Origin of the sequence: uncultured Anaerococcus sp., assembly GCF_963510915.1 — a bacterium.
Taxonomy (GTDB): domain Bacteria; phylum Bacillota; class Clostridia; order Tissierellales; family Peptoniphilaceae; genus Anaerococcus.
In genome coordinates this window covers 1-21,350 of record NZ_CAUPHG010000003.1, presented here as the reverse complement: position 1 = coordinate 21,350, position 21,350 = coordinate 1, and the positions used below count along the sequence as shown (strand labels likewise).

Here is a 21,350-nt window from a genome sequence, read left to right as displayed (position 1 = left end):
AAATTTTTAATGTTTTTTAAAAATGAATTATTCCTATATTTATATGGCTAACTCAAAAAAACATTTTCCTACTACGTTTATTATAATACATACTAAAAATAATTTCAAATTTTATTATTTTTTTGAAAGTACTTTCGATTATTCTATGACATTAGCCAGTCAAAATCAAATTCTGTATATTTTAAATGTTCCTTATCTTCACCATTTGAGTTTTCTCTTTGCTCGTACAAGAGTCCAAAAATTCCATCGTCTGAAATCTTCTCTATACAAGAATAAGTAAAGTTAGTTGAATTTATTTGTTTTTCCTTTATAGTCTTTAGCCTATTACCATTGCCTACTTCCATAATCTTAATAAACCCATTGGTCCTACAAGGTCCCTTGGGATTAGAAACTAAAATGTATTGTTTACCATCTCTATCATATTTGCAAATGGATACCATACAAAAAGGTTCAGATTCAAAGTCTGTTTCAACCAGACTTTCACCAAAACTCTGCCCATCATCGTAAGAATATGAATATACTAATTTATCAGATGTTGTCCTAGAAAATAAAATTAAGGTTCCGTCATTTAAGCGAACAATCTGGCTTTCACTGGTGTTTGTTTTCACTTTTCCTAAAAGGGAATTGTAATCGCCAAAATCATTTACAGACTTTGACCTATCCCAAGTTTCTCCAAAATCATCTGAATAAATCAAGGCGGCGTGTTCTCTTAAATCATAGATGTCATCAGCATTATCAGTTGTAAAATATATTGGCACTAAGAGCCTACCCGTAGGTAATTGTAAACCTCTACCAGGGCTTACTCCCAAAAACATCATCCAATCGTCTGCAACGTCCATGGATATATCCTTTGGCGAAGTCCAGTTTTCTCCTCCGTCTTCTGAGTATGTAAACCAAAGGTAAGAAGTTTGGTGAACTTGCAAGAAAGACCTATCAGAATAAATATTTCCCATAATATCATCACCCATGTAAATATCCCCTAATTTATCAAATGGATAAGCATCCTTCATCACTACTCTAAGATCAGTTTCCTCATGGTTCATTGTGTAAATCTTTCCATTTTTTATATAATATCTCTCATTAATTTTCTCGAACAAGAGCCTATTTTGACTAGTGTAGAAAAGTAAAGGACATTTTTCACCATCCACTTCTATATATCCTGTGCCCTTCTTTGATGTGAGATAATTGCCATTTGACTTAAACTTATCTATTACCATATAAACTTTTTTGTTATTTTCATAATCTGCCGGGAACAGACAAGTATCAATAGTGTAGCTAGGATTAGGTGATTTTGTATCTGCTGCATAGAACGGTTTTATAACATCAGAAAACCTGTCTTCTCCAAATTTTTTAATCCTAAGAGCAGGTTCTATTTTTCCTCCCCAATCACTTTCTGTTTCTAGCCTTTGGTCGGCACATGCTAGTATGTTTCCATTTTTAAGCCTAGCCAGACTTGGTATCCTATAATAAGGAGAACCTTCAAGTCCAGGATAAAATAAATCTATAACTTCACTTTTATACATAAATCCTCCAAATCTTTTACTGTTCAAACTTCGTTTTCATTATAAGGCTTAGGCAAACATTTTCAATTTTAAATAGATTTCTGAAATTACTTTTGCTTAATTTACAAGCTAAGAAATTAAAAAGCCCCATAAGGAGGCTTTGCAATTGTTCAAACTTGTATTAAATTTTATCCTTCATCAATTCTAAGCTTACCAAAAATGACTTATAAAAACTGTCTATTGGTAAAAATTCTTTGTTTGAATGGAAGTTTTGGGCTCCTGTGAAATAATTTGGGGTGAATATCCCTACTGTTGATAGAAAAGAGCCATCTGTGCCGCCTCTCATCGGAATGATTTTTTGTTGTATATCTAGTCTGTCAAAAATTTCTTTTAGCTTATCAATTGCGACTTTATTTTCATCATTCATGCTATCTGCTATATTATCATAAACATCTGATATTTTAATGTCTATTTGAGCTCGTTTATATCTTTCTTTTAATAGGTCAGTTATTTTATATAAATATTTTTTGCTTGCTTCGTATTTTTCCCTGTCGTGATTTCTTATATTAAATTCAAGTCTTAAATTTAAAACATCAGCATTAATATCCGTTACCCAAATGTATCCCTCTCTATTTTCAGTATTTTCTGGCATCTTTGACCTGTCTAGCATAGCTATAAAGTCGTGGGCTATCATGATTGGATTTACTAAATTTCCCTTAGAGGACATGGGATGAGCAGGTACGCCTTTTATTTTTAAAGTCCCACTTGCTGCGTTAAAGGTTTCATAAATTAGTTCACCTAGCTCACAGCAATCTATGGTGTAGGCGTAATCTACCTTAAATTTGTTAAAATCTATCTTTCTTGATCCTCTCAAGCCTATTTCTTCATCAGGCACGAAGGCTATATGAATTTCTCCATGTTCTATTTCTGGATTTTCTTTTAAATACCACAAAGCAGTCATTATATTTGCTATAGCGGCCTTATTATCAGCTCCAAGCACAGAAGACCCATCTGTAAATATTATGTCATCACCTATATAGGATAGGACTTCTGGGTTGTCTTCAATAGAGAAAACTACATCCTCGCTTAAATTGATATCCTTACCATCATAATTTTTTATAATTTGTGGATGAATTTTATCAGATAGACCCACATCTACTGTATCAAGATGGGCAACCCAGCCGAGAGATTTTTTTCCTTCGCCCCTTCTAGGAAGTCTTGCTTGAACAACTCCATATTGATTTATAGATATATCTTCAAGTCCCAAGTCTTCAAGGTCAGATGCTAGGACCTTACCCAACTCCAATTGGCCAGAAGATGAAGGAACTTCTTTGTTTTTGTCATCTGACTGGCTTGGAATTGCCACATACTTTAAGAAATATTCTACCAACTTATCTTTTATTATCTTTTCATCCATAATCTTCCTCTTTTGATATTATAGGCAAAAAACCACAGCCTAGCTGTGATTTTCTCGCCAATTTATTTATTTTTATAAGCCTATATCAAGGCTCTGTACCTTTTTATCATAGTCTATATAGTAAAGTTTGCCATTTGCGACCCTATAGCCATAGGTTTCTAGGTCTTTTTCAATAGTTTCTCCTGTGAGGTAGTTTACTATATCCATCTTGAAAAGGTATTTGGCCTTGTCAAATTTTACTGGTGAACAAGTTATCATGTTTGCTCCAATAAAACTTGTGCCATCCCTTATAGGATATACCTCATCATTTATTTTTATTTTGCCGTCACTAGATTTAAAAATTACATATTCTGCCTTACCATCTTTAAAATGTTTAGCTGAAAATAAAAAATTTAGGTGAGTATTTTTTTCTACAAGTTCTGCCTTTTGATCAAGGTCTTTTTCTAGGTCAAGGCTATATAAATCTATGCTTTGATCCTTATTAAGCTTGGTGTAAAATGCTTCTTTTTCTGTAATAGCCACTTGGCCGATAACCTCGTCTTTAGACTTAGTTGATTCAAAGATATTTATCTTGCCTGTATCTAGGTCAACATATCCAAATCCTGATTCAGCAGAATCTTTCTTTTCTTGCTTATTGCTTTTATCGACATGATATGTGCCATAAATCTTATCGCCAATCATGCCTGCTGGCCTAAATTCTTCATTGTCTTTAAAATCATAAAGCAGGGTCAATTCTTCCCCATTTATTTTCCTGATTGTAAAGTCATGGTCTTCGTAAGAACCTAGGACAAAGATATTATTTGAAAATGGCACATAGGATGCATTAAAGTCATAACTATAATCTCTTAAATCTGTAAGGGCACTACATACCTCCCCGCCCCTAATTGTTACTAAATTATAATTAGAGAAAAATAAATCTTCTTCGGTAAGCTCTTTTTTATCAGACTTATCTTTTTTTGAGGATTCCTTATCATCTGTTTTTTCGGATTTTTTCTCATCCTTATTCGCAGTTTCTTTTTTATCCTTCTTAGATTTTTTATCCTTCTTAGATTTCTTTTTTTCCTCTTTATCTTCTTTTTCTACTTGGTCTTCCTTGCCTTCTTTGGACTCTTGCTCATCTTTTTCACTTGTAGATTCTACTGAGATTACGTCTTTCTTTACTTCGTCTTTTGGATAAGTCCTATTTATATCCTCATCTTTGCGACTAGCTTCATTATCTTCGTAATCATTTTCAGCATCTTCCTTAGTATTAACTTCTAATTTTGCCTGGTTAAGGGCGTCTTTAACCCTTGGATCATCTATATCTTTCTCGTCACAAGCCACAAGGCTTAAAGCCAGTAGGGCTAAAATAATAGTTTTTTTCATCAGTTACTCCTTAAAGCTTCAATGGCTGATAGTTTTGTAGCACGTCTTGCTGGAATGTAACCTGCCATAACTCCGACTAGGGATGAAAAACCAACTCCAACTATTGCAAGAAGAGGGCTTATGGCAATTATATTTCCACCTTCTCCGCCACCAAATATCATGCCGCCACTCAAGAATCCATTTAAAACTTTGCCAACTCCAAGTGAAATCATAAGACCAATCACTCCTCCGAAAAATCCAATAAAACCAGATTCTATTAAAAACATTCCTCTAATATCATTGATAGAGGCTCCGATTACCTTCATCACACCGATTTCCTTCTGTCTCTCGTAGATTGACATGAGCATGGTATTTATAATACCAATGGCTGATACAATAAAGGCAACAGATCCAATCCCGCCAAGAATTAAAGTTACCTGCATTGTTTGTTTTTTAATTTCTTCTGCAGAGCCTGCTTCCGATTGGGTATTATAACCAAGTTTTTTAATGTTTTTTTCAATCTCTTCTAGGTTATTTACATCATCAACTATTACCCTTAGATTGTTATATTTGATTTTATCCGTTTTTTCTAAAATAGGTTGACCCTTGTCATCATAGGACATATCTAGTTGAGGTGACTGGAGCTTATTATCTTCTTTTTTGAGATTTTTATAGAAACTCTCATTCACATAAGATGACCAACCTTTAAGAAGGGCCTTTGAATTTAGCTTACCACTTGGTTTTATTTTTACATCAACAAAAGTTGGCTTTGAGCTTTCTTTTGTGTCTTCATTTTCGTTGCCAAAGTGAACCCCATCATCTGATTCATCTTTATAGCCTAGTCTTAGAAAATATTCGTGGGCACCATAGTCAAAGTCACCGCTACCGTCCATTGGCATGGAGGACCAGCCCCCATCAGGCATCCTCTCAATCTTTTGGACTTGGGCATTTTGGCCTAGGACAATCCCTTCCTTATCAGAAGGTGAAATATTTTTGCCCCATTCAAACATATCACTTGTTAAGAGGCTAAAAACATCATCTGGAATAACCTCAAAGGAAGTGTTTAAAATATAGTCGTCGCCATTATCAACCCTTACATCTCCCCAAAAGTTTTTTGAAGGCACAACCGCCCTTACTCCCTTTACTTTTTTGAGCTTATTTATATCATTTTCCTTAACTTCCATATTTCCTTCTGGATTATCGCCTATGATTGTAATTGATGTTAGTCCGCCAAAAGAGTCTATCATTTCCTTTTGAGAATTTGAAATTCCTGTGGCAAAGGCAAGCATGAGTATGATTGATGTGGCGCCGATTACTACCGAAAGGACTGTCAAAATAGTCCTTGATTTTCTACGAGAAAGATTTCTTAGCGCCATTAAGACCCTGTCACTAATCTTCATCGTCTATCAATAACTCCTCATCCTCTTTTTTGCGTTTGTTTTTCCTATATAAAATTCCTGCAAGAACAAGTATAGCTATGAGTCCTATCCATAAAAATGGAGAAGTAAGAAGCGAACCTTGACCCATTGATGGATCTTCATGGCCCATTTCCCCAGTCATCTCTCCGTTCATCCCCCCCTGCATATCTTCAGGCATACCAGCCATTACTTCCTTAGTAAATTTTTTTGTCTGAGTATGGAATTTCCCAGTAGAATCCTCATATGTTAGCATAATTTGTCCTTCTATTACACCTTCCCTGGTTGGTGTCGCAGTAAAGGAAAATGTCTCTTGGGTACCAGTATTGAAATTTCCTATGAACTTCCTATCATTTTGAATTTCAATCCCCTTGCCAATTACATCGCACATAAAGGTATTTAGGTTATCCTTGCCGGTATTATAAATATTTACTGACATTTCTGTTGGGTTTCCCACTGTGAGTTCATCTGTCTTTAACTCACCCATAGTTACCCCAGCCCTTTGAACTACAGGGATGCCAATAGCTTCTGTAGTTTTATATTGGTTGCCATCTGCATCTTCATACTCAATTGCAAGGTTGATTACATAATTTCCTGCAACAGCATTTGGCAACACATTCATAGTTATATTTTTGTTGGCGGTATTCCATGGATAAAGAGCTGCTACATAAAAAGAATTTGATTGGTCGACTGGAGAAAAAACTGACCCATCTGATACCATAGCATTATTTCCACCACTATTTTGTGGTTGGGCACCAAGGTTTTGCTCGATTGTAGCCTTTAAATTATATATGGTATTTCTCGCATTTGTATTATATAGTCCAAAAGAAAGGTCAAAACTCTTACCAGCTTGAGGAATTTGTGGATTTAGCTGGTAGTAAGAAATCATTATTTTTGGCTGATTTTTTACATTAGGTGACACTTCCATTTGGTTATTTTCATTTTCGTTCATCTATAATACCTCATCTATGGTTAGTTTTTCGTGGACCTTATCAAGTTTTCCATCTCTCATAAAAAGGGTCCTATCGGCAAATTCTGTCATTTCTTCATCATGGGTTACCATTATGAAGGTTTGCTTGTTTTTTGTAGTTATATCCTTAATAAGTTTCATTATTTCAAAGGATGTTTTTGTATCTAGGTTGCCAGTTGGTTCGTCAGCAAAAATTATCGAAGGTTTTCCCACAAATGCTCTTGCAATCGAAACCCTCTGTTGTTGTCCACCTGACAATTCGTTTGGTTTGTTATTCAACCTATCTGAAAGTCCTACAGCCTTTAGAATTTTAGCTGCTTCCTTTTTTCTTTCCACTGCGCTTACTCCCTTAAAGGTTAGGGGAAGAGCTACATTTTCCCATGCAGAAAGATAAGGCAAAAGATTATAGGATTGAAAAACAAAGCCTATATTTAAGTTTCTAAACTTAGTAATTTGAGCCTCACTTAATTTCGTAAGGTCAATATTTCCATAAGAAATGTTTCCCTTAGTAGGTCTTTCAAGACCTGCTAACATATTCAATAGAGTAGATTTTCCTGATCCGGATGTGCCAAGTAGGGCTATAAATTCGCCTTTTTTGATGTCAATATTTATCCCATCTAGGGCCTTAATTACAGTTCCACCTAGCTTATAGTATTTTTTCAGATCACGAATTTTTATTAGACTCATCTTCTTCTCTCTTGAAATGAGGATTTAAATCTTCTATATAAAAATTGTAATTATCTTGATCTAAAACTACATCTATCTCACCAACTGTTTCAAATACATTATCTTCGGTGAATTTTTTCTTAAAATTATAGAGACCATCTGTGCCGTCTGTTTCAAATATTCCGCCCATATCGTAGTATCTAATATTTTTTTCTATACAATATTTAATCTCTTCAAAATTAAGCTGGTAGTTTTGACCCATGCTTTTATACTCATCATTAGAGCCACCATATAAGGATGTGGCAGTATTTCCGTAGCACAATAGAAGTGAAGAGCAAACTGGTTGGCCTTCATAATAGGCAACAGAAAGTCTAATCTCATCTTTAAAAAGTTCATACAAGCTTTTGAAATATTGGTAAGGTCTGTGGCCAATATTTGCTCTACTTGCTGTATCTTCAATCTGCTTATACAAAATATCAACACCCTCATCAGTCAAAACTTGTGTAACTATCCCATCTCTATAGGATTTCTTGAGGTGTTTTCTGGTATTTTTGCTAAAGCTAGCTAGGATTTCTTCCTCGCTCCTATTATTTATATCCAGTACCATGTTTAACAAAGGTTGGCTTGATCTTCTCTTATCTCGCCTAAAATTGATTCCCTCTTTTTTATAAGCTTCTTCTAATTCAGGATCATAAGCTAGGTATGGATCTAACCTCAATAAGAATCCGTCATTTTCCCTTGCGAAGTCACTTGCTTCTTCTATTAATTTGGTAAAATGTTCGATATTTTTAGGGTCACAAACAGGACCTCTTGACCCATAGAAAAAGTTTTTGCCAACTTTTTGGTCTTTAATATAGATAACAGACAAGGCAGCTTTTATTTCGCCATCTTCCTCTATATAAAAATACACACTCTCCCAATTACTTTTTAGCTTAGCCCACCTCATATCCTGTTGGAAATGTCCATAAGGGGAATTTTTCACAAAATCATTATATTTTTCTACTAACTTATTATCATTTTTATTTAATATCATTTGTCTTCCATTCTCGTTTTCAATGTTTGGTTCACAGTCTAACACTTGATACTATTTTAGCACATTATCTCAATTTTGACAATGGTTCTCATTTGATTATATCTTGAAACTTGCTAAATCTAGCTTAAATTTTTTGTAAGTTTAACCTTCTACAAAAAAATGACCTGGTCTAGCCAAGTCACACCTAAAAATATACTATCTCATCCTTGCCATCCCTAAAATCCCAAAATACTTCCCTGTATTCTCCATCATAGATTTTTAGGATATGGTCCATTGACATGGACTTTGGATGTGTATTTTTAAATTCTTCATAATCCATCCAAAAGAGTTTGCCTTCCCTATTATCTTCTACCAAGTCTCCATCAAAGTCAGTAGTTTCATAGATAAGACCAACATCTTTCCCCTCATCAGATATCCATGTAATGATGCCGACTAGCTTTGGATTTTTGATATCTAGGTTGGTTTCTTCCTTGGCTTCCCTGATGACAGAATCTACAAAAGATTCTCCCATTTCTACCTTGCCACCCGGAAATGTCAAACCTTCCCAACCGTATTTTTTGACCTTGTCAAGGACTAACACCTGGTTGGTTTCTTTATTATAAATTTTTACCATATTCATTAAAACAATTTTCATACTATCTCCTAAAAAAATTATATGGCAAAGAAAAAAGCCTGCAAGTAAACTTGCAAAGCTATTTTCTTTATGCCCTATAGCCTTTCTAGACTAATTTTTATTTCCTTATCATTAAGCTCGATTGGGTTGGTATCAAGACTTGTTTTTTCAAGTTTATCAGCAAGAGTTTCTTTTTTGATTTCTGCTGCAAACTTATCTAGAGACTTAGCAAGGTCAGCATCTGCCTCATAGGAAATATTTATCCTATCAGTCACCTCAAAGCCAGAATCCTTTCTTAGGTTTTGGATTTTGGAGATAAACTCTCTTACATAACCTTCGTCTTTTAGGTCTTCAGTGATTTCTGTATCTAGGATTACAAAGACATTGCCATCAATTTCAACATCAAAGCCTTCTTTGGCTGATATTCTTATATCTAAGTAGTCCTTAGTAACTTCAAAGACTTGGCCACCAATTTCTACCTTAACTGGGCCTTCGTTTACCTGGTCTATAAAGGTCTTGGCATCTGTAGATGCAAGGTATTTGGCAAAGTCATTTACCTTGGATTGGAAAATCCTTCCTACAACTCTGAAGTCTGGTTTTAGGAAATAATCCATGAAGGCTGAAAGATCATCTTCAAAGTCAACTTCCTTAACATTTAATTCTTCCTTTATCAAACCAAGAAGGTTTTCTAGTCTTTCTTTGTAAGAACCATCAACAATTATCTTTGAAAGTGGTTGACGTACCTTGATTGATTCCTTTTCCCTAGAAGCACGACCAAGGTTTACAATCTTTCTTACAAGGTCCATATCATCCTCTAGCTTAGTATCTATTAGACTTTCATCTACTTGTGGCAATATTTCTGTATGAACAGTCTTTGCTCCAGTTAGTTTTTGGTAGATTTCTTCAGCTAGGAATGGAGTTATAGGTGCAATCAACTTAGATAGGGCAAGAAGAACATCATAGGTTGTCTTATAAACGCTCTTCTTAGAATCTGTAAGCTCTTGCGACCAAAATCTCTTTCTATTACGTCTGATATACCAATTTGACAAATCTTCTACAACGAAATCAGAAATCTCGTGAACTACCTTATTGTATTCAAAGTTTTCCATTTCTTCGTAATAAGATTTGATCAAAGTATTTAACCTTGAATATAACCACTTGTCAATTCCGTCTACTTTTACTCCCTCAAAAGATTTGATATCAGCAAGGGTTAGTCCATCTGTACCTGCATAAAGGCTAAAGAAGTTATAGACGTTTTCAAAAGTCCTAAAGAAATTATTTTTAACTTCTACAAGGCCTTTTTCGTCAAACTTAGTTTGCATCCAAGCTGGGGATACATAGAGAGAATAAAATCTCACTGCATCTGCCCCGTACTTATCAAAAAGTGCAAATGGATCAAGGGTGTTGCCCCTTGATTTTGACATTTTTTGTCCGTTTTTATCTACAACTAGGTCATTTACAAGGACATTTTTATATGGTGCCCTACCCATGGTAATGGTTGAAATTGCCATTAGGGAATAGAACCAACCCCTAGTTTGGTCTATACCTTCACAGATAAAGTCAGCTGGATAATATCCTTTTTCAAATAATTCCTTGTTTTCAAATGGATAGTGGAGTTGGGCAAAAGGCATAGCTCCAGAGTCAAACCAAACGTCTAGTACATCTGGAACCCTAGTCATGGTGCCACCACACTTGTCACACTTAATGTGGACATTATCTACATATGGTCTGTGGAGTTCTATATCTTCTGAAATATCTTCTATTGCACGCTCTTTAAGCTCGGCACGACTTGCCACTGTGTCTGTATGGCCACACTCACATCTCCAGATATTTAGAGGTGTTCCCCAATATCTAGATCTTGAAATTGCCCAGTCTTTGACATTTTCTAGCCAGTTTCCAAATCTCTTATCACCTATAGTTTGTGGATACCAAGATACTGTTTGGTTATTTTCTACCATCTTTCCTGAGAACTTGGACATTTCTATATACCAAGATGGTCTTGCGTAATAGATAAGTGGAGTATGGCATCTCCAACAGTGTGGATAGTTGTGTTCCATGGTTTCTTTGGCAAAAACCTTACCTTCTTCTTGGAGATGGCGCCAAATTTTTTCGTTTGTATCAAAAACAAATTCGCCCTTCCATGGTGTTTCTGTAAACCTACCTTCAAGGTCAACTGGTTGGATAAAGTCTAGGTCATATTTTCTACAAGCTTGGTAGTCGTCCTCACCAAAGGCTGGTGCGATATGAACTATACCTGTACCGTCCTCTGCAGAAACATAATCAGCAAGGATAACCTTAAAGGCCTTGCCTGGTTGGGTTTTTACATATGGCATCAATTGCTCATATTCCAAAAGCTCTAGGTCGCTACCCTTCATTTCTTCGATAACTTCATAGTCTCTCTTATCCATGAGTTTACCCATCAAAGATTTTGCCATGTAGTAATAGCATGAATCTTCCTTGTCATAAACTTTTACATAATCTAATTCTGGATTTACAGCAAGGGCAAGGTTTGATGGAAGAGTCCAAGGTGTAGTTGTCCACGCTAAGAAATATTCATTGTCAGCACCCTTTTTCTTAAACCTAACTGTAAGGGTAAGAGTCTTTTCAAATTCATAACCTTGGGCAACTTCGTGGCTGGCAAGACCTGTACCACATCTTGGGCAATATGGCATTACCTTGGCGCCCTCATAGATATATCCTTTTTTGAAGGCTTGGTCTAAAAGCCACCACTCAGTTTCTATGTAGTCATTATCCATAGTTACATATGGGTGATCCATGTCATAAAGGAAAGCCATCCTATCTGACATATCTCTCCACATATCAGAATATTTCCACACAGATTCCTTACATAGGTGGTTGAATTTTTCTATACCATATTGTTCAATATCGTTTTTATCGTGAAAACCTAGTTGCTTTTCAACTTCGATTTCTACTGGCAGACCGTGGGTATCCCAACCAGCTTTTTTAAGAACCTTGTAGCCCTTCATGTTTTTATAACGGCTGGTCATATCTTTTAGGGTCCTTGCTATAACGTGGTGGATACCTGGCTTGCCGTTAGCGGTTGGTGGTCCATCGTAGATTACATATTCATCCGCATTTTCACGAGTTTTAAAGGTTTCGTCTAAAAGGTCAATTTCGTTCCAATAGTCTTTTAGTTTGGCTTCTCTGGCCTTTACATCTTTGGAGTTTACTTCCTCAAATTTTAAATCGCACATAATTTTTCCTTTCTAATAAAAAAGAACCGTCCATACAGACGGTCCACTTATTTCCTAGTTTGCTCCTAAGGCTTGGCATTCCTGCTAGGCTAATTATTCACCTAGCAAACAATAAAGATGATTTTCATTTATATTCCACCTAGCATTCTCACCACCCATGCCTCTCTGAAGGTTTTTTATAAACTACTCTTCTTTATATAGTCAATATTCTTACTCTAATGTACTATTTTACGCCTATTTGTCAAATATGTCTGATAATCTTAAACTTTTCCATAGTGAAAATATCAAAATCATCTACATTTGCTAAATCTTTAGCATCTTCAAACATCTGATAGTCTGTTTCATAATCTTCCCTAAAAACCATAACTGGGTTATTGGCATAGGAAAGAAGAAGCCCTGAATAAACACCAAAGTCTTCTAGGTTTTCAATTTGTTCAACCTTGCTTATCTCTAAAACCTGGATATAAATGTCATCCAAATCTGAAAGTCTTAGGGCAAAAGCATTATCAAAGACTCCTAAATTTACAACTTCATGAATAATGTCTAGGGCAATATTAGCTCTTGTTGGATAAATTGAACCTGACCTTTCGTGCCTATCGCCCTTTGTAATTTGAATTAAAACGCCATTGTGGTTGGTTTTAAATTCTTCATCGTACTCATCAAGATACTTGCCAGTCTCTAGGTAATATTTTAAAGATTCATAGGCTAGGTCTACAAACTTATCCCTAAGCATCTAAAAGTCCCTCTATGTCTTTTGCAATATTGGCTGGTTTTTTCATAGAATCGTATCTCTTAACTGGCACTCCGTCTTTTCCTATCAAAAATTTTGTGAAATTCCACCTAATTTTTTTAGAGAGTTTACCAGAAATTTGATCTTTTAGATAAGTGTAAAGAGGTGCTTCATTTTCCCCATTTACATCTATCTTATCAAAACGATCAAAAGTTGTCCCAAAATTTAGGGCACAGAAATTGTTGATTTCTTCAATAGTTCCTGGTGCCTGACCTGCAAATTGGTTGCAAGGAAAATCTAAAATTTCAAAACCCCTATCCTTGTATTTTTTATATAAGTCTTCTAAACCATCGTATTGCTTAGTAAAGCCGCATTTGGTCGCAGTATTTACTATCAAAAGGACCTTGCCCTTATATTTTTCTAGGCTAACGTCCTCTCCCTTGTCATTTTTAACTGTAAAATCATAAATTGTTGTCATAATAACTCCTAACCTTATATAAGCACTATACAACTTTTTCCATGAAATGCAGTTGCTAAGTATAAGCTTAAAGGTTTTGTAGTAAAAAACCCAGGTTTTATCCTGGGCTAGGTTTAATATTCAAATACAGGTACTGATGAACCCTTGGTTGTTTCTTCTAGTATCTTAGCAGTCTCTGCTGTTTGGTAGTAATTTTCTACCAAGTCCTTCAAGGTTTTGCTATTAGCATTTTCCTTTAGGCAGGCTACTATATTTACATAAATTGCCTTGGCTGGATCCTTATAGTCTTCTAGGAAAATAGCATCCTTAGTTGGGATAAAGCCAGCATCTACAGCCATTCCTGAATTTATAACTGCTATGTCTGAGTCATCTAAACTCCTAGCTGTTTGGGCAGCTGACAATTCTATAATTTCTAAGTTTTTTGGATTTTCTTTTATATCAGCTGGTGTGATGGCATCACCTTCCTTGCCATTAACTTTAATTAGGCCAGCAGATTGAAGAAGGAAGAGGGCCCTAGCGCCGTTTGATGGGTCATCTGGTATGGTAACTTTTGCTCCGTCTTTTAGTTCTTTTATATCTTTGATTTTAGATGAATAGATACCTAGTGGTGCTATGGCTGTATCGCCTATAGAAACTATATCAGAACCAGATGCTTGGTTGAAATCTTCTAGGAATTTTTTGTGTTGGAAGGCATTTATATCTATATCTCCAGCAAGTAGGGCTTCGTTTGGCTCCCTATACTCAGAAAATTTAACTATTTCTAATTTTTTGCCTGTTGCCTTTTCATATCTTTTTGCAACATCATCCCAGTCTTCGTTATTTTCACCAATAACTCCAAGCTTTATTACATCCTTATCCTTAAACTTATCATCACTTGCCACTTCTGTCTTTGTTTGTTCTGAGGCTTTTCCAGCCTTCGCTTCTTGTTTTTTTGCTCCACAAGCTGTAAAACTTGCTAATGCAAGTATAGCTATTAAAATTTTGCTAAATTTTTTCATGTTTTTCCTTATCCTTTTCTTTTATTCTAACTTTTCTAACTTATTCTTTTCTTCTTTTCTTATTCTTTTCTTATTCTTTTCTAACTTATTTTTTCTTATTCTAACTTTCCCAAAATTCGGGTGTTTTATTTTCCTACACCGCTTGTTTTTTCTAAACAAGTGGGTCAATAAATCGCAAAGCGCTGCGCTACTTTGCGAGCCGGCTTTTACACCATAATTTTTCTCGATATTTAAGCCTTTCAATTTTTCTTACACCACTACGAAATCCCCATACGAGGGGATTTCTCGTTCACATAAAACCTCCCTTGTTTTTGATAAACAAGGGAGGCAATAAATTGCAAATCGCTTCGCTAATTTGCAAGTCGGTATACCGACTTACTTATCCCAAGCTGGTAGCCATGCTCCCTTTGTTATTCTTTCAAAGTCTTTCTTTGTTTCATCTGTTTGATAGTATTTTACGAATTCCTTGTAGGCTTCGTTGTTTTCGTCTTCTTTTCTTGCTGCTATTAGGTTGATGTATTGTTTTACAGAATCACTCTTTGGATCTTCAACATAAATTCCTTCATTTTTATCTAATCCAGCATCTAGAGCGAAGGTGTCATTTACTACTGCACAATCCACATCATCTAGGCTTCTTGCGGTTTGTGATGCATCCATTTCTACAATTTCTAGCTTTTTAGGATTCTCTTTTATCTTATCTAGACCAATTATGTCTCCTGGTTCGCCTTCAACTTTGATTAGACCAGCATCTTGCAAGAGGAATAGGGCTCTTGACCCATTTGATGGGTCGTTTGGTATAGCTATTTTTGCGCCTTCTTTTATGTCATCAAGTTTTTTAACCTTGTGAGAATATAGGGTTATTGGTGCAAGCATAGTATCTCCTATAGATACAAGGTCGCTTCCCTTATCTTCATTAAATTCCTTTAGGAATTTGTAGTGTTGATAAGCGTTTAAGTCTATATCTCCAGCAAGGAGGGCTTCGTTTGGTTGGGCATAGTCAGAAAATTTTACTAATTCAACAGTATTGCCTGTTCCTTTTTCATATCTTTTGATTACTTCTTCTAATACTTCGTTGTATTCACCAACTACACCTATTTTTATGTGGACTGGGTCAGTTGATTTTGCAACATCCCCTGTGTCCTTGCTCTCTGTCTTTGCTGTATCTTTTGGAGCTTCTTCCTTTTTGTTCGCTCCGCTTCCACAAGCTGTTAAAGTCACTATCAAGCCTAGTGCTAGGGCTATTTTGCTAGTTAATTTCATTTCTTTCTCCTTTTTTCTTTAGCAACATTCCAACAAATTTATATGAAATCTCCCTTGAGATGATTTCCCTAATGACTTGTTTTTCTAATTAGGTAATTAGCAATACCTTGGATAAGGTAAACGACAATTAAAATTAATATAACTGATACTATTACGACATCATCTTTGTATCTTTGGTAGCCCACGGCTATGGCTAAATCACCAATACCACCAGCTCCAACAGTACCTGCCATTGCAGTAAGACCTAAGAGTGAAATTAGGGTAATAGATGAAACCCTGATTAAACTTGGTAGTCCTTCTCTTAGGTAGACTCTAGTAATAATTTCTACAGGGCTAAGTCCCATCGCTTCTGCCGCTTCAATCTTTCCGCTATCTACATCTGCAAGAGCCTGTTCAACCTGTCTTGCAAAAAATGGCACCGCAGAAAATGTTAGAGGTACAATGGCTGCTGTCGCTCCTATCCTTGTTCCAATAATGGCTTTGGTAAAAGGAGCTATGAGGGCTAAAAGAATTACGAAAGGAATTGCCCTAAAGAGGTTAGTTAATTTATCTAAGATACTGTAAATTATCCTGTTTTCTAATATCCTATCCTTGTCTGTAACTACCATTATCACGCCCAAGATTAGTCCCATTATGCCTGCAAAAATTGCAGAAATAACTAACATATAAAGTGTTACTTTGAAATCGCTTATAATCCTGTCTTTTATAGATAGGGAATAACTAAAAAATCCCATCCTTACCTCCTAATATTTCTAAGTTTGTGCCCTTATCCTTTAGATAAGTGCTTACTTCTACCAACTTATCGTCATCGCCCTTAAAGCTTACGATTAAATTTCCGACAGCTGTTCCATTGATAAATTCTATATTTCCAGCTAGGATATTTGTCCTGACTCCAAATTTTTCAAATAATTCATTAATAATTGGTTCTGTAGTTGATTGACCTAAATATGATAATTTGGCTAGGATTTCATCATCCTTGAGGATACCTATATTGGCTTTGACTTCTTCTATAGTTTCGGCGATATTTGTAGAAGTTTCTACAAATTCTTTGGTGAGTTTATTTTTTGGATCTGAGAATATATCCAAAGTTGACCCATATTCTATAACCTTGCCATCTTGCATGACTGCACATTTGTTGCAAAGGTCTTTTACCACATCCATTTGATGGGTGATTATAACCACGGTTAGTTTTAGCTTGTCGTTTAAGTCCTTGAGCAATTTTAAGATTTGCTTGGTTGTCTTTGGGTCTAAGGCGCTTGTTGCCTCATCACAAAGTAAAATCTCAGGATCAGATGCAAGGGCTCTTGCTATGGCGCACCTTTGTTGTTGGCCACCAGATAATTCACTTGGGTAAGAGTCTGCCTTATCTTTGATACCTACTGTTTCTAAAAGGTCCAAGGCTTTTTGTCTTTTTTCTTCCTTGGTCAAAGACTTATCTTTCTTAATAGGAAAAATCACATTATCAATAACTGTGAGATTATTTAAGAGGTTAAAGTGTTGGAAAATCATCCCAATCTTTTTTCTCCTCGCCCTTAGGTCCTTATTTGATAAGGCTAAGAGGTTTTCTCCATCAATTAGGACCTCGCCTTGGCTTGGTCTTTGGAGGAGGTTTATTGTCCTAACAAGAGTTGATTTTCCAGCTCCAGAAAAACCCACAATCCCATAGGTATCTTGTTCTTTAATTGTTAAACTAACATCATCTACTGCTTTGAATCCATCAAAGTCTACCGTTATATTTTTTAATTCTATCATTTGTCGCTCTCTTTCAAAAAATCTATAGCAAACTTACTTGCAAGACCTAAGGCGTAACCAATCCCTCTTTCATCTAGGTCAAACTTACTTGTATGAAGGTCACTAGCCTTCCCTTCTTCTTCATTCCTTGTTCCAAAATTTACAAAAATTGTAGGACAAAGCTTAGAATATCCATAAAAGGATTCTGAAATCCAAAGCTTTGGACTTTCTATTAAGGCACCCTCATACAAACTATCAAGACTTTGCCTAACTTTTTCTGCTAGGACTTCATCGTTTATAACTGGCTCTGTAACAATTCTTGTATAATCGTTAAAGACTAGCTTGCATCCATGGGCACTTGCTGTTAGGTCTGCCACATTTTTCACTACTTCTAGGGCTTTTTTACCTGCCTCTAGGTCAAAAAATCTTAGCGTTCCTTTGACATTTGCCCTATCACAAATTACATTGGCTGCTGACCCACCATTGATAGCTCCAATCCCTAGGCTCACTGGCTTTTCCAAATCTAATTGGTTGTTCCAAGCAGAATTTAAGGCTGTTATGATGTGGGCTGTGGCTATAAGGGGGTTAATTGCCTTATCAGGCCTTGAACCATGTCCACCCCTTCCTATTACATCAAAGTCAACTCCTACACAACCTGCATAGGCAGGACCTTCTTTTATGGAAAATTTCCCAACATCTAAGCTAGGGCTTTGGTGGTTGCCGTAAACAGCATCAAGACCCTTATCTTTTAAGTGGTCAACCATGGCGTCAATGCCTGCCCCGGTTTCTTCGCCTTCTTCAAAAATAAGATAAACTTTGCCGTTAATCTCATCAGCCAAGTCTTTTAAGATTTTTCCAACAAAAACTGCCACAGTCATGTGGCTATCGTGGCCACAAGCATGAGATACACCTGGGTTTTTAGATACAACCAGCTTTTTCTCTTTAAGATTGTAAGGGTCTTCTGCTATAGCAAGAGCATCTAGGTCAGTCCTTATGCCAAGTGTCTTGCCTGGCCTACCTGTATCAAATAGGGCTGTAAAACCAGTTGACCCTTTCACATCTTCTACAACAAATCCCAATTCTTCACACCTTTTTTTAAGATACTTACTTGTCTCAAACTCCTTACTTGACACTTCTGGATGTTCGTGTAAGTATCTTCGAGTCTTTATATAATCATCCTTATTAAGTTCTATTTCACTTTTTATCTTATCCGCTAAAGTCATCTCTCCCTCGATTTCGTAAAAAAATAACGTCCCATATTCCACATAGGAATATAAGGACGTTTAAATCGCGTTACCACCTTATTTTATGCTTGGTCACCCAAACATACACTCATCAAGTACAAACATACTCTAATTCTATAACGGGAATTCCCGTATGGATCTCATATCGACCCATCCCATCCAAGGCCATCTTCATCTAGTCGCTTCTTTGCTCCTTTTCACCAACCGGAGCTCTCTAAAAAAGATTCTTCTAAACTACTCTTCTTGTCATATGGTTTTGTAAATCTCTTATCTCGTTGATAATGGTATAATACCATTTAAAAAATTACCTGTCAAATATTTTTTTATTTTCCTCTGGAAGACTGATTTTTTCAAGGATTCCACCAAGTTTTGCAATGGCAATCCCATAATTGGTCATAGGAGTGCCCGCTTCCTTAGCCCTCGCCACCCTATTTAAGACATGGGTTCTATTAAACATACATGACCCGCAAGCTATGATTAGGTCATATTTTTCATAGGCTATTGGATCATTTCCCCTGGCAAAATCTATGCTTACATCTGGGTGGGTCTTCTTTATAAGCCTCGGAATCTTCACACTGCCTATATCCTCATCTATTGGCGGATGACTGCAAGCTTCAGCTATTAGGATATTTTTTATAGCCCCATCCAAAACATTGGCAGACTCTACAAAATAAGCCAAGTCGCCCTTAAAGGCAGAAAACAAAACTGAAAAGCTTGTGAGTCTCACATCTCTTGGCTTTTTCTCATATACTTCCCTAAAAACCTGACTATCGGTGATTATAAGGTCAATTTTATTTAGGCTGGCTATAGTGTTTTCAAAATTTCTTAGATCACTACAAATAGCGCTTGCTCCCTTGTCAATTATTTCTCTTATGGTCATTACTTGAGGTTTTATTATCCTATCCTTTGGAGCTGCCGCATCTTGGGGCATGACAAGAACCACCATATCGCCTTTTTTTACCAAGTTTTTGGTTATGGTTAGGTCTTCTTTTTTGTAAAGAGCCTTGATTTTAGAAAAAATTTCATCCCTTGACTTAGTTGATGAGAGGTCAACTCCGATTGGATTTTTTTCTTCAAAATCTCTTAGAATTTGTTCTCCATCCCCAGTATCCATTTTCATTACCAAATAAATTACAGGTTTATCTTTAAATTTTGAAATAATTCCCAAATCATCATCACCACTTAGGACATAAAGAAAAACATCAACCTTGTCGATTTCCGCCATGGTTTTTTCGTATCTTTCCTTGCCTAGCTTAGTTTCATCTGCAGTTCCTGCCGTATCGATAAAAACGACTGGACCAAAATCGGTTATTTCCATAGCCTTTCTAATTGGGTCTGTAGTTGTTCCCTCAATCGGTGAAACTATGGCTGTATCTTGGCCTGTTAGATAATTTAAGAGGGTGGATTTGCCAGAATTTGTCTTGCCAAAGATTCCTATATGAACCCTTTCACTAAGACCTGTTTTAGATATAGATGTCACGTTGGCCTTCCTCTATATGTTTGATATTTTCCCTAGTGTTCTCTCTTACATCCGGATTTGGGATATTTTCTAATTCTCTTTTTATTAACTTATCAGCATTTACTGCAGTTTCTTCGCTTGCATAGTCAAGAGCGTATTCCTTTAGGGTCACAAGGGCATTTGGATGGCAAATATTACCTATGCCATGTTTTTTGACCATGCCCATAAAGACTTCACCAGTCCTACCCTTCCTGTAGCAGGCTGTGCAAAATGATGGGACGTGGTCTTTTTCTATTAGCCAATTTACAACCTCATCAAGGGTCCTATTGTCAGCTAGTTCGAATTGGTCGCTGCCCTTGGTTTCATGTTCAGTATAACCACCTACAGATGTCTTTGAACCCCCAGAAAGCTGGCTGATACCCAGTTCTAAGAGCCTGTTTCTCATAGCTTCAGACTCACGGGTTGAGACAATCATGCCTGTGTATGGGGCAGAAATCCTAATGCAGGCAACAAGTTTTGCAAACATATCATCTGATAGGGAATTGTCAAAATCATCTGGGTCTATATCGTCTGCCGGTTGGATTCTTGGCACAGAAATTGTGTGAGGACCAACATTAAAACGTGCTTCCATATGCTCAGCGTGCATTAGTTGGCCTATAAATTCATATTCATAAGAATCTAGTCCGTAAAGCACTCCCATGCCCACGTCATCAATGCCTCCTTCCATAGCCCTATCCATGGACTCTGTGTGGTAGGCGTAGTTTGATTTTGGTCCAAACTTGTGAAGAGCTTCGTAATTTTCCTTATTGTAGGTTTCTTGGAAAAGGATATAAGTTCCAATTTCCGCTTCCTTTAATTTCCTATAATTTTCTACAGTTGTCGCTGCAATATTCACATTTACACGTCTAATTGCCCCATTTTTGTGTTTGATATTATAAATTGTGTGGATAGACTCTAGTATGTAGTCGATTGGGTTATTTATTGGGTCTTCTCCAGCTTCAAGGGCAAGTCTCTTATGACCGAGGTCTTGGAGGGCAATTACCTGTTCTTTGATTTCTTCTTGGCTGAGTTTTTTTCTTGGTATAGTCCTATTTTGACCATGGTATGGGCAATATACGCAGCCATTTACACAATAGTTTGACAAGTAAAGAGGAGCAAAAAGCACAATCCTATTTGCATAAAATTTGTGTTTAAATTCCTTAGCAAGCTTATAGATTTCTCCATTTATGTATTCTTCCTTGCAAGATAAGCTCACAAAAGCTTCTCTATGGCTAA

Annotated in this window: 19 protein-coding genes and 1 other annotated feature; all 19 genes read right to left on the bottom strand. The window is 36.3% G+C overall.

Going from position 1 to position 21,350, the window contains the following annotated elements; all coding sequences use genetic code 11:
- Nucleotides 1-143 precede the first annotated feature (143 nt).
- On the bottom strand, nt 144-1,523 hold the full coding sequence (locus RQ893_RS00740; RefSeq protein WP_311481147.1) for a sialidase family protein: 1,380 nt from the start codon (nt 1,521-1,523) through the stop codon (nt 144-146).
- Nucleotides 1,524-1,683: 160 nt separating this feature from the next.
- On the bottom strand, nt 1,684-2,919 hold the full coding sequence (gene pepT / locus RQ893_RS00735; RefSeq protein WP_311481146.1) for a peptidase T: 1,236 nt from the start codon (nt 2,917-2,919) through the stop codon (nt 1,684-1,686).
- Nucleotides 2,920-2,991: 72 nt separating this feature from the next.
- Nucleotides 2,992-4,284, bottom strand: a complete 1,293-nt coding sequence (locus tag RQ893_RS00730) for a hypothetical protein (protein WP_311481145.1) — start codon at nt 4,282-4,284, stop codon at nt 2,992-2,994.
- Nucleotides 4,284-5,663 (bottom strand): FtsX-like permease family protein, encoded by a 1,380-nt coding sequence (locus tag RQ893_RS00725; protein WP_311481144.1) that lies wholly within the window; start codon nt 5,661-5,663, stop codon nt 4,284-4,286. Before RQ893_RS00725 ends, RQ893_RS00730 begins: the two co-directional genes overlap by 1 nt.
- The gene (locus RQ893_RS00720; RefSeq protein WP_311481143.1) at nt 5,653-6,630 is read right to left on the bottom strand and encodes an S-layer protein; all 978 of its coding nucleotides are present in this window, start codon (nt 6,628-6,630) and stop codon (nt 5,653-5,655) included. The genes RQ893_RS00725 and RQ893_RS00720 overlap by 11 nt, the downstream gene beginning before the upstream one ends.
- On the bottom strand, nt 6,631-7,335 hold the full coding sequence (locus tag RQ893_RS00715) for an ABC transporter ATP-binding protein (RefSeq protein WP_311481142.1): 705 nt from the start codon (nt 7,333-7,335) through the stop codon (nt 6,631-6,633).
- Nucleotides 7,313-8,347: a peptidoglycan bridge formation glycyltransferase FemA/FemB family protein gene (locus RQ893_RS00710; RefSeq protein ID WP_311481141.1), complete on the bottom strand. Its 1,035-nt coding sequence runs from the start codon at nt 8,345-8,347 to the stop codon at nt 7,313-7,315. Before RQ893_RS00710 ends, RQ893_RS00715 begins: the two co-directional genes overlap by 23 nt.
- Before the next feature lie 184 nt (nt 8,348-8,531).
- Nucleotides 8,532-8,981: an NUDIX domain-containing protein gene (locus tag RQ893_RS00705; protein WP_311481140.1), complete on the bottom strand. Its 450-nt coding sequence runs from the start codon at nt 8,979-8,981 to the stop codon at nt 8,532-8,534.
- Nucleotides 8,982-9,055: 74 nt separating this feature from the next.
- Nucleotides 9,056-12,175: an isoleucine--tRNA ligase gene (gene ileS, locus RQ893_RS00700; RefSeq protein ID WP_311481139.1), complete on the bottom strand. Its 3,120-nt coding sequence runs from the start codon at nt 12,173-12,175 to the stop codon at nt 9,056-9,058.
- 241 nt (nt 12,176-12,416) lie between these two features.
- Nucleotides 12,417-12,908 (bottom strand): hypothetical protein, encoded by a 492-nt coding sequence (locus RQ893_RS00695; RefSeq protein WP_311481138.1) that lies wholly within the window; start codon nt 12,906-12,908, stop codon nt 12,417-12,419.
- Complete coding sequence (locus RQ893_RS00690; protein WP_311481137.1) at nt 12,901-13,383, bottom strand: glutathione peroxidase; 483 nt, start codon at nt 13,381-13,383, stop codon at nt 12,901-12,903. Before RQ893_RS00690 ends, RQ893_RS00695 begins: the two co-directional genes overlap by 8 nt.
- A gap of 113 nt (nt 13,384-13,496) precedes the next feature.
- Nucleotides 13,497-14,381, bottom strand: coding sequence for a MetQ/NlpA family ABC transporter substrate-binding protein (locus tag RQ893_RS00685; RefSeq protein ID WP_311481136.1), 885 nt, complete (start codon nt 14,379-14,381; stop codon nt 13,497-13,499).
- 21 nt (nt 14,382-14,402) lie between these two features.
- The gene (locus tag RQ893_RS00680; protein ID WP_311481135.1) at nt 14,403-14,624 is read right to left on the bottom strand and encodes a hypothetical protein; all 222 of its coding nucleotides are present in this window, start codon (nt 14,622-14,624) and stop codon (nt 14,403-14,405) included.
- A 132-nt stretch (nt 14,625-14,756) separates the two neighbouring features.
- The gene (locus tag RQ893_RS00675; protein ID WP_311481134.1) at nt 14,757-15,641 is read right to left on the bottom strand and encodes a MetQ/NlpA family ABC transporter substrate-binding protein; all 885 of its coding nucleotides are present in this window, start codon (nt 15,639-15,641) and stop codon (nt 14,757-14,759) included.
- Between the two features lie 68 nt (nt 15,642-15,709).
- The gene (locus RQ893_RS00670) at nt 15,710-16,375 is read right to left on the bottom strand and encodes a methionine ABC transporter permease (protein ID WP_311481133.1); all 666 of its coding nucleotides are present in this window, start codon (nt 16,373-16,375) and stop codon (nt 15,710-15,712) included.
- Nucleotides 16,362-17,393, bottom strand: coding sequence for a methionine ABC transporter ATP-binding protein (locus RQ893_RS00665; RefSeq protein WP_311481132.1), 1,032 nt, complete (start codon nt 17,391-17,393; stop codon nt 16,362-16,364). Before RQ893_RS00665 ends, RQ893_RS00670 begins: the two co-directional genes overlap by 14 nt.
- Nucleotides 17,390-18,595, bottom strand: coding sequence for a M20 family metallopeptidase (locus RQ893_RS00660; protein WP_311481131.1), 1,206 nt, complete (start codon nt 18,593-18,595; stop codon nt 17,390-17,392). The genes RQ893_RS00665 and RQ893_RS00660 overlap by 4 nt, the downstream gene beginning before the upstream one ends.
- Nucleotides 18,596-18,644: 49 nt before the next feature.
- Nucleotides 18,645-18,875: a binding site (T-box leader), on the bottom strand.
- 45 nt (nt 18,876-18,920) lie between these two features.
- Entirely contained in the window at nt 18,921-20,096 is a 1,176-nt protein-coding gene (gene hydF, locus RQ893_RS00655) for a [FeFe] hydrogenase H-cluster maturation GTPase HydF (protein ID WP_311481130.1), read from the bottom strand.
- The coding region (gene hydG / locus RQ893_RS00650) for a [FeFe] hydrogenase H-cluster radical SAM maturase HydG (protein ID WP_311481129.1) at nt 20,080-21,350 on the bottom strand (1,271 nt) is incomplete at its 5' end. The genes hydF and hydG, both read right to left, overlap by 17 nt.

Bases quoted from the DNA above. Each gene is read 5' to 3' on its own strand.
- RQ893_RS00695 (WP_311481138.1), bottom strand. From the start codon at position 12,908: ATGCTTAGGGATAAGTTTGTAGACCTAGCCTATGAATCTTTAAAATAT.
- RQ893_RS00705 (WP_311481140.1), bottom strand. From the start codon at position 8,981: ATGAAAATTGTTTTAATGAATATGGTAAAAATTTATAATAAAGAAACC.
- pepT (WP_311481146.1), bottom strand. From the start codon at position 2,919: ATGGATGAAAAGATAATAAAAGATAAGTTGGTAGAATATTTCTTAAAG.
- RQ893_RS00685 (WP_311481136.1), bottom strand. From the start codon at position 14,381: ATGAAAAAATTTAGCAAAATTTTAATAGCTATACTTGCATTAGCAAGT.
- RQ893_RS00670 (WP_311481133.1), bottom strand. From the start codon at position 16,375: ATGGGATTTTTTAGTTATTCCCTATCTATAAAAGACAGGATTATAAGC.
- RQ893_RS00720 (WP_311481143.1), bottom strand. From the start codon at position 6,630: ATGAACGAAAATGAAAATAACCAAATGGAAGTGTCACCTAATGTAAAA.
- RQ893_RS00725 (WP_311481144.1), bottom strand. From the start codon at position 5,663: ATGAAGATTAGTGACAGGGTCTTAATGGCGCTAAGAAATCTTTCTCGT.
- RQ893_RS00690 (WP_311481137.1), bottom strand. From the start codon at position 13,383: ATGACAACAATTTATGATTTTACAGTTAAAAATGACAAGGGAGAGGAC.
- RQ893_RS00675 (WP_311481134.1), bottom strand. From the start codon at position 15,641: ATGAAATTAACTAGCAAAATAGCCCTAGCACTAGGCTTGATAGTGACT.
- RQ893_RS00710 (WP_311481141.1), bottom strand. From the start codon at position 8,347: ATGATATTAAATAAAAATGATAATAAGTTAGTAGAAAAATATAATGAT.
- ileS (WP_311481139.1), bottom strand. From the start codon at position 12,175: ATGTGCGATTTAAAATTTGAGGAAGTAAACTCCAAAGATGTAAAGGCC.
- RQ893_RS00665 (WP_311481132.1), bottom strand. From the start codon at position 17,393: ATGATAGAATTAAAAAATATAACGGTAGACTTTGATGGATTCAAAGCA.
- RQ893_RS00740 (WP_311481147.1), bottom strand. From the start codon at position 1,523: ATGTATAAAAGTGAAGTTATAGATTTATTTTATCCTGGACTTGAAGGT.
- RQ893_RS00660 (WP_311481131.1), bottom strand. From the start codon at position 18,595: ATGACTTTAGCGGATAAGATAAAAAGTGAAATAGAACTTAATAAGGAT.
- RQ893_RS00730 (WP_311481145.1), bottom strand. From the start codon at position 4,284: ATGAAAAAAACTATTATTTTAGCCCTACTGGCTTTAAGCCTTGTGGCT.
- RQ893_RS00715 (WP_311481142.1), bottom strand. From the start codon at position 7,335: ATGAGTCTAATAAAAATTCGTGATCTGAAAAAATACTATAAGCTAGGT.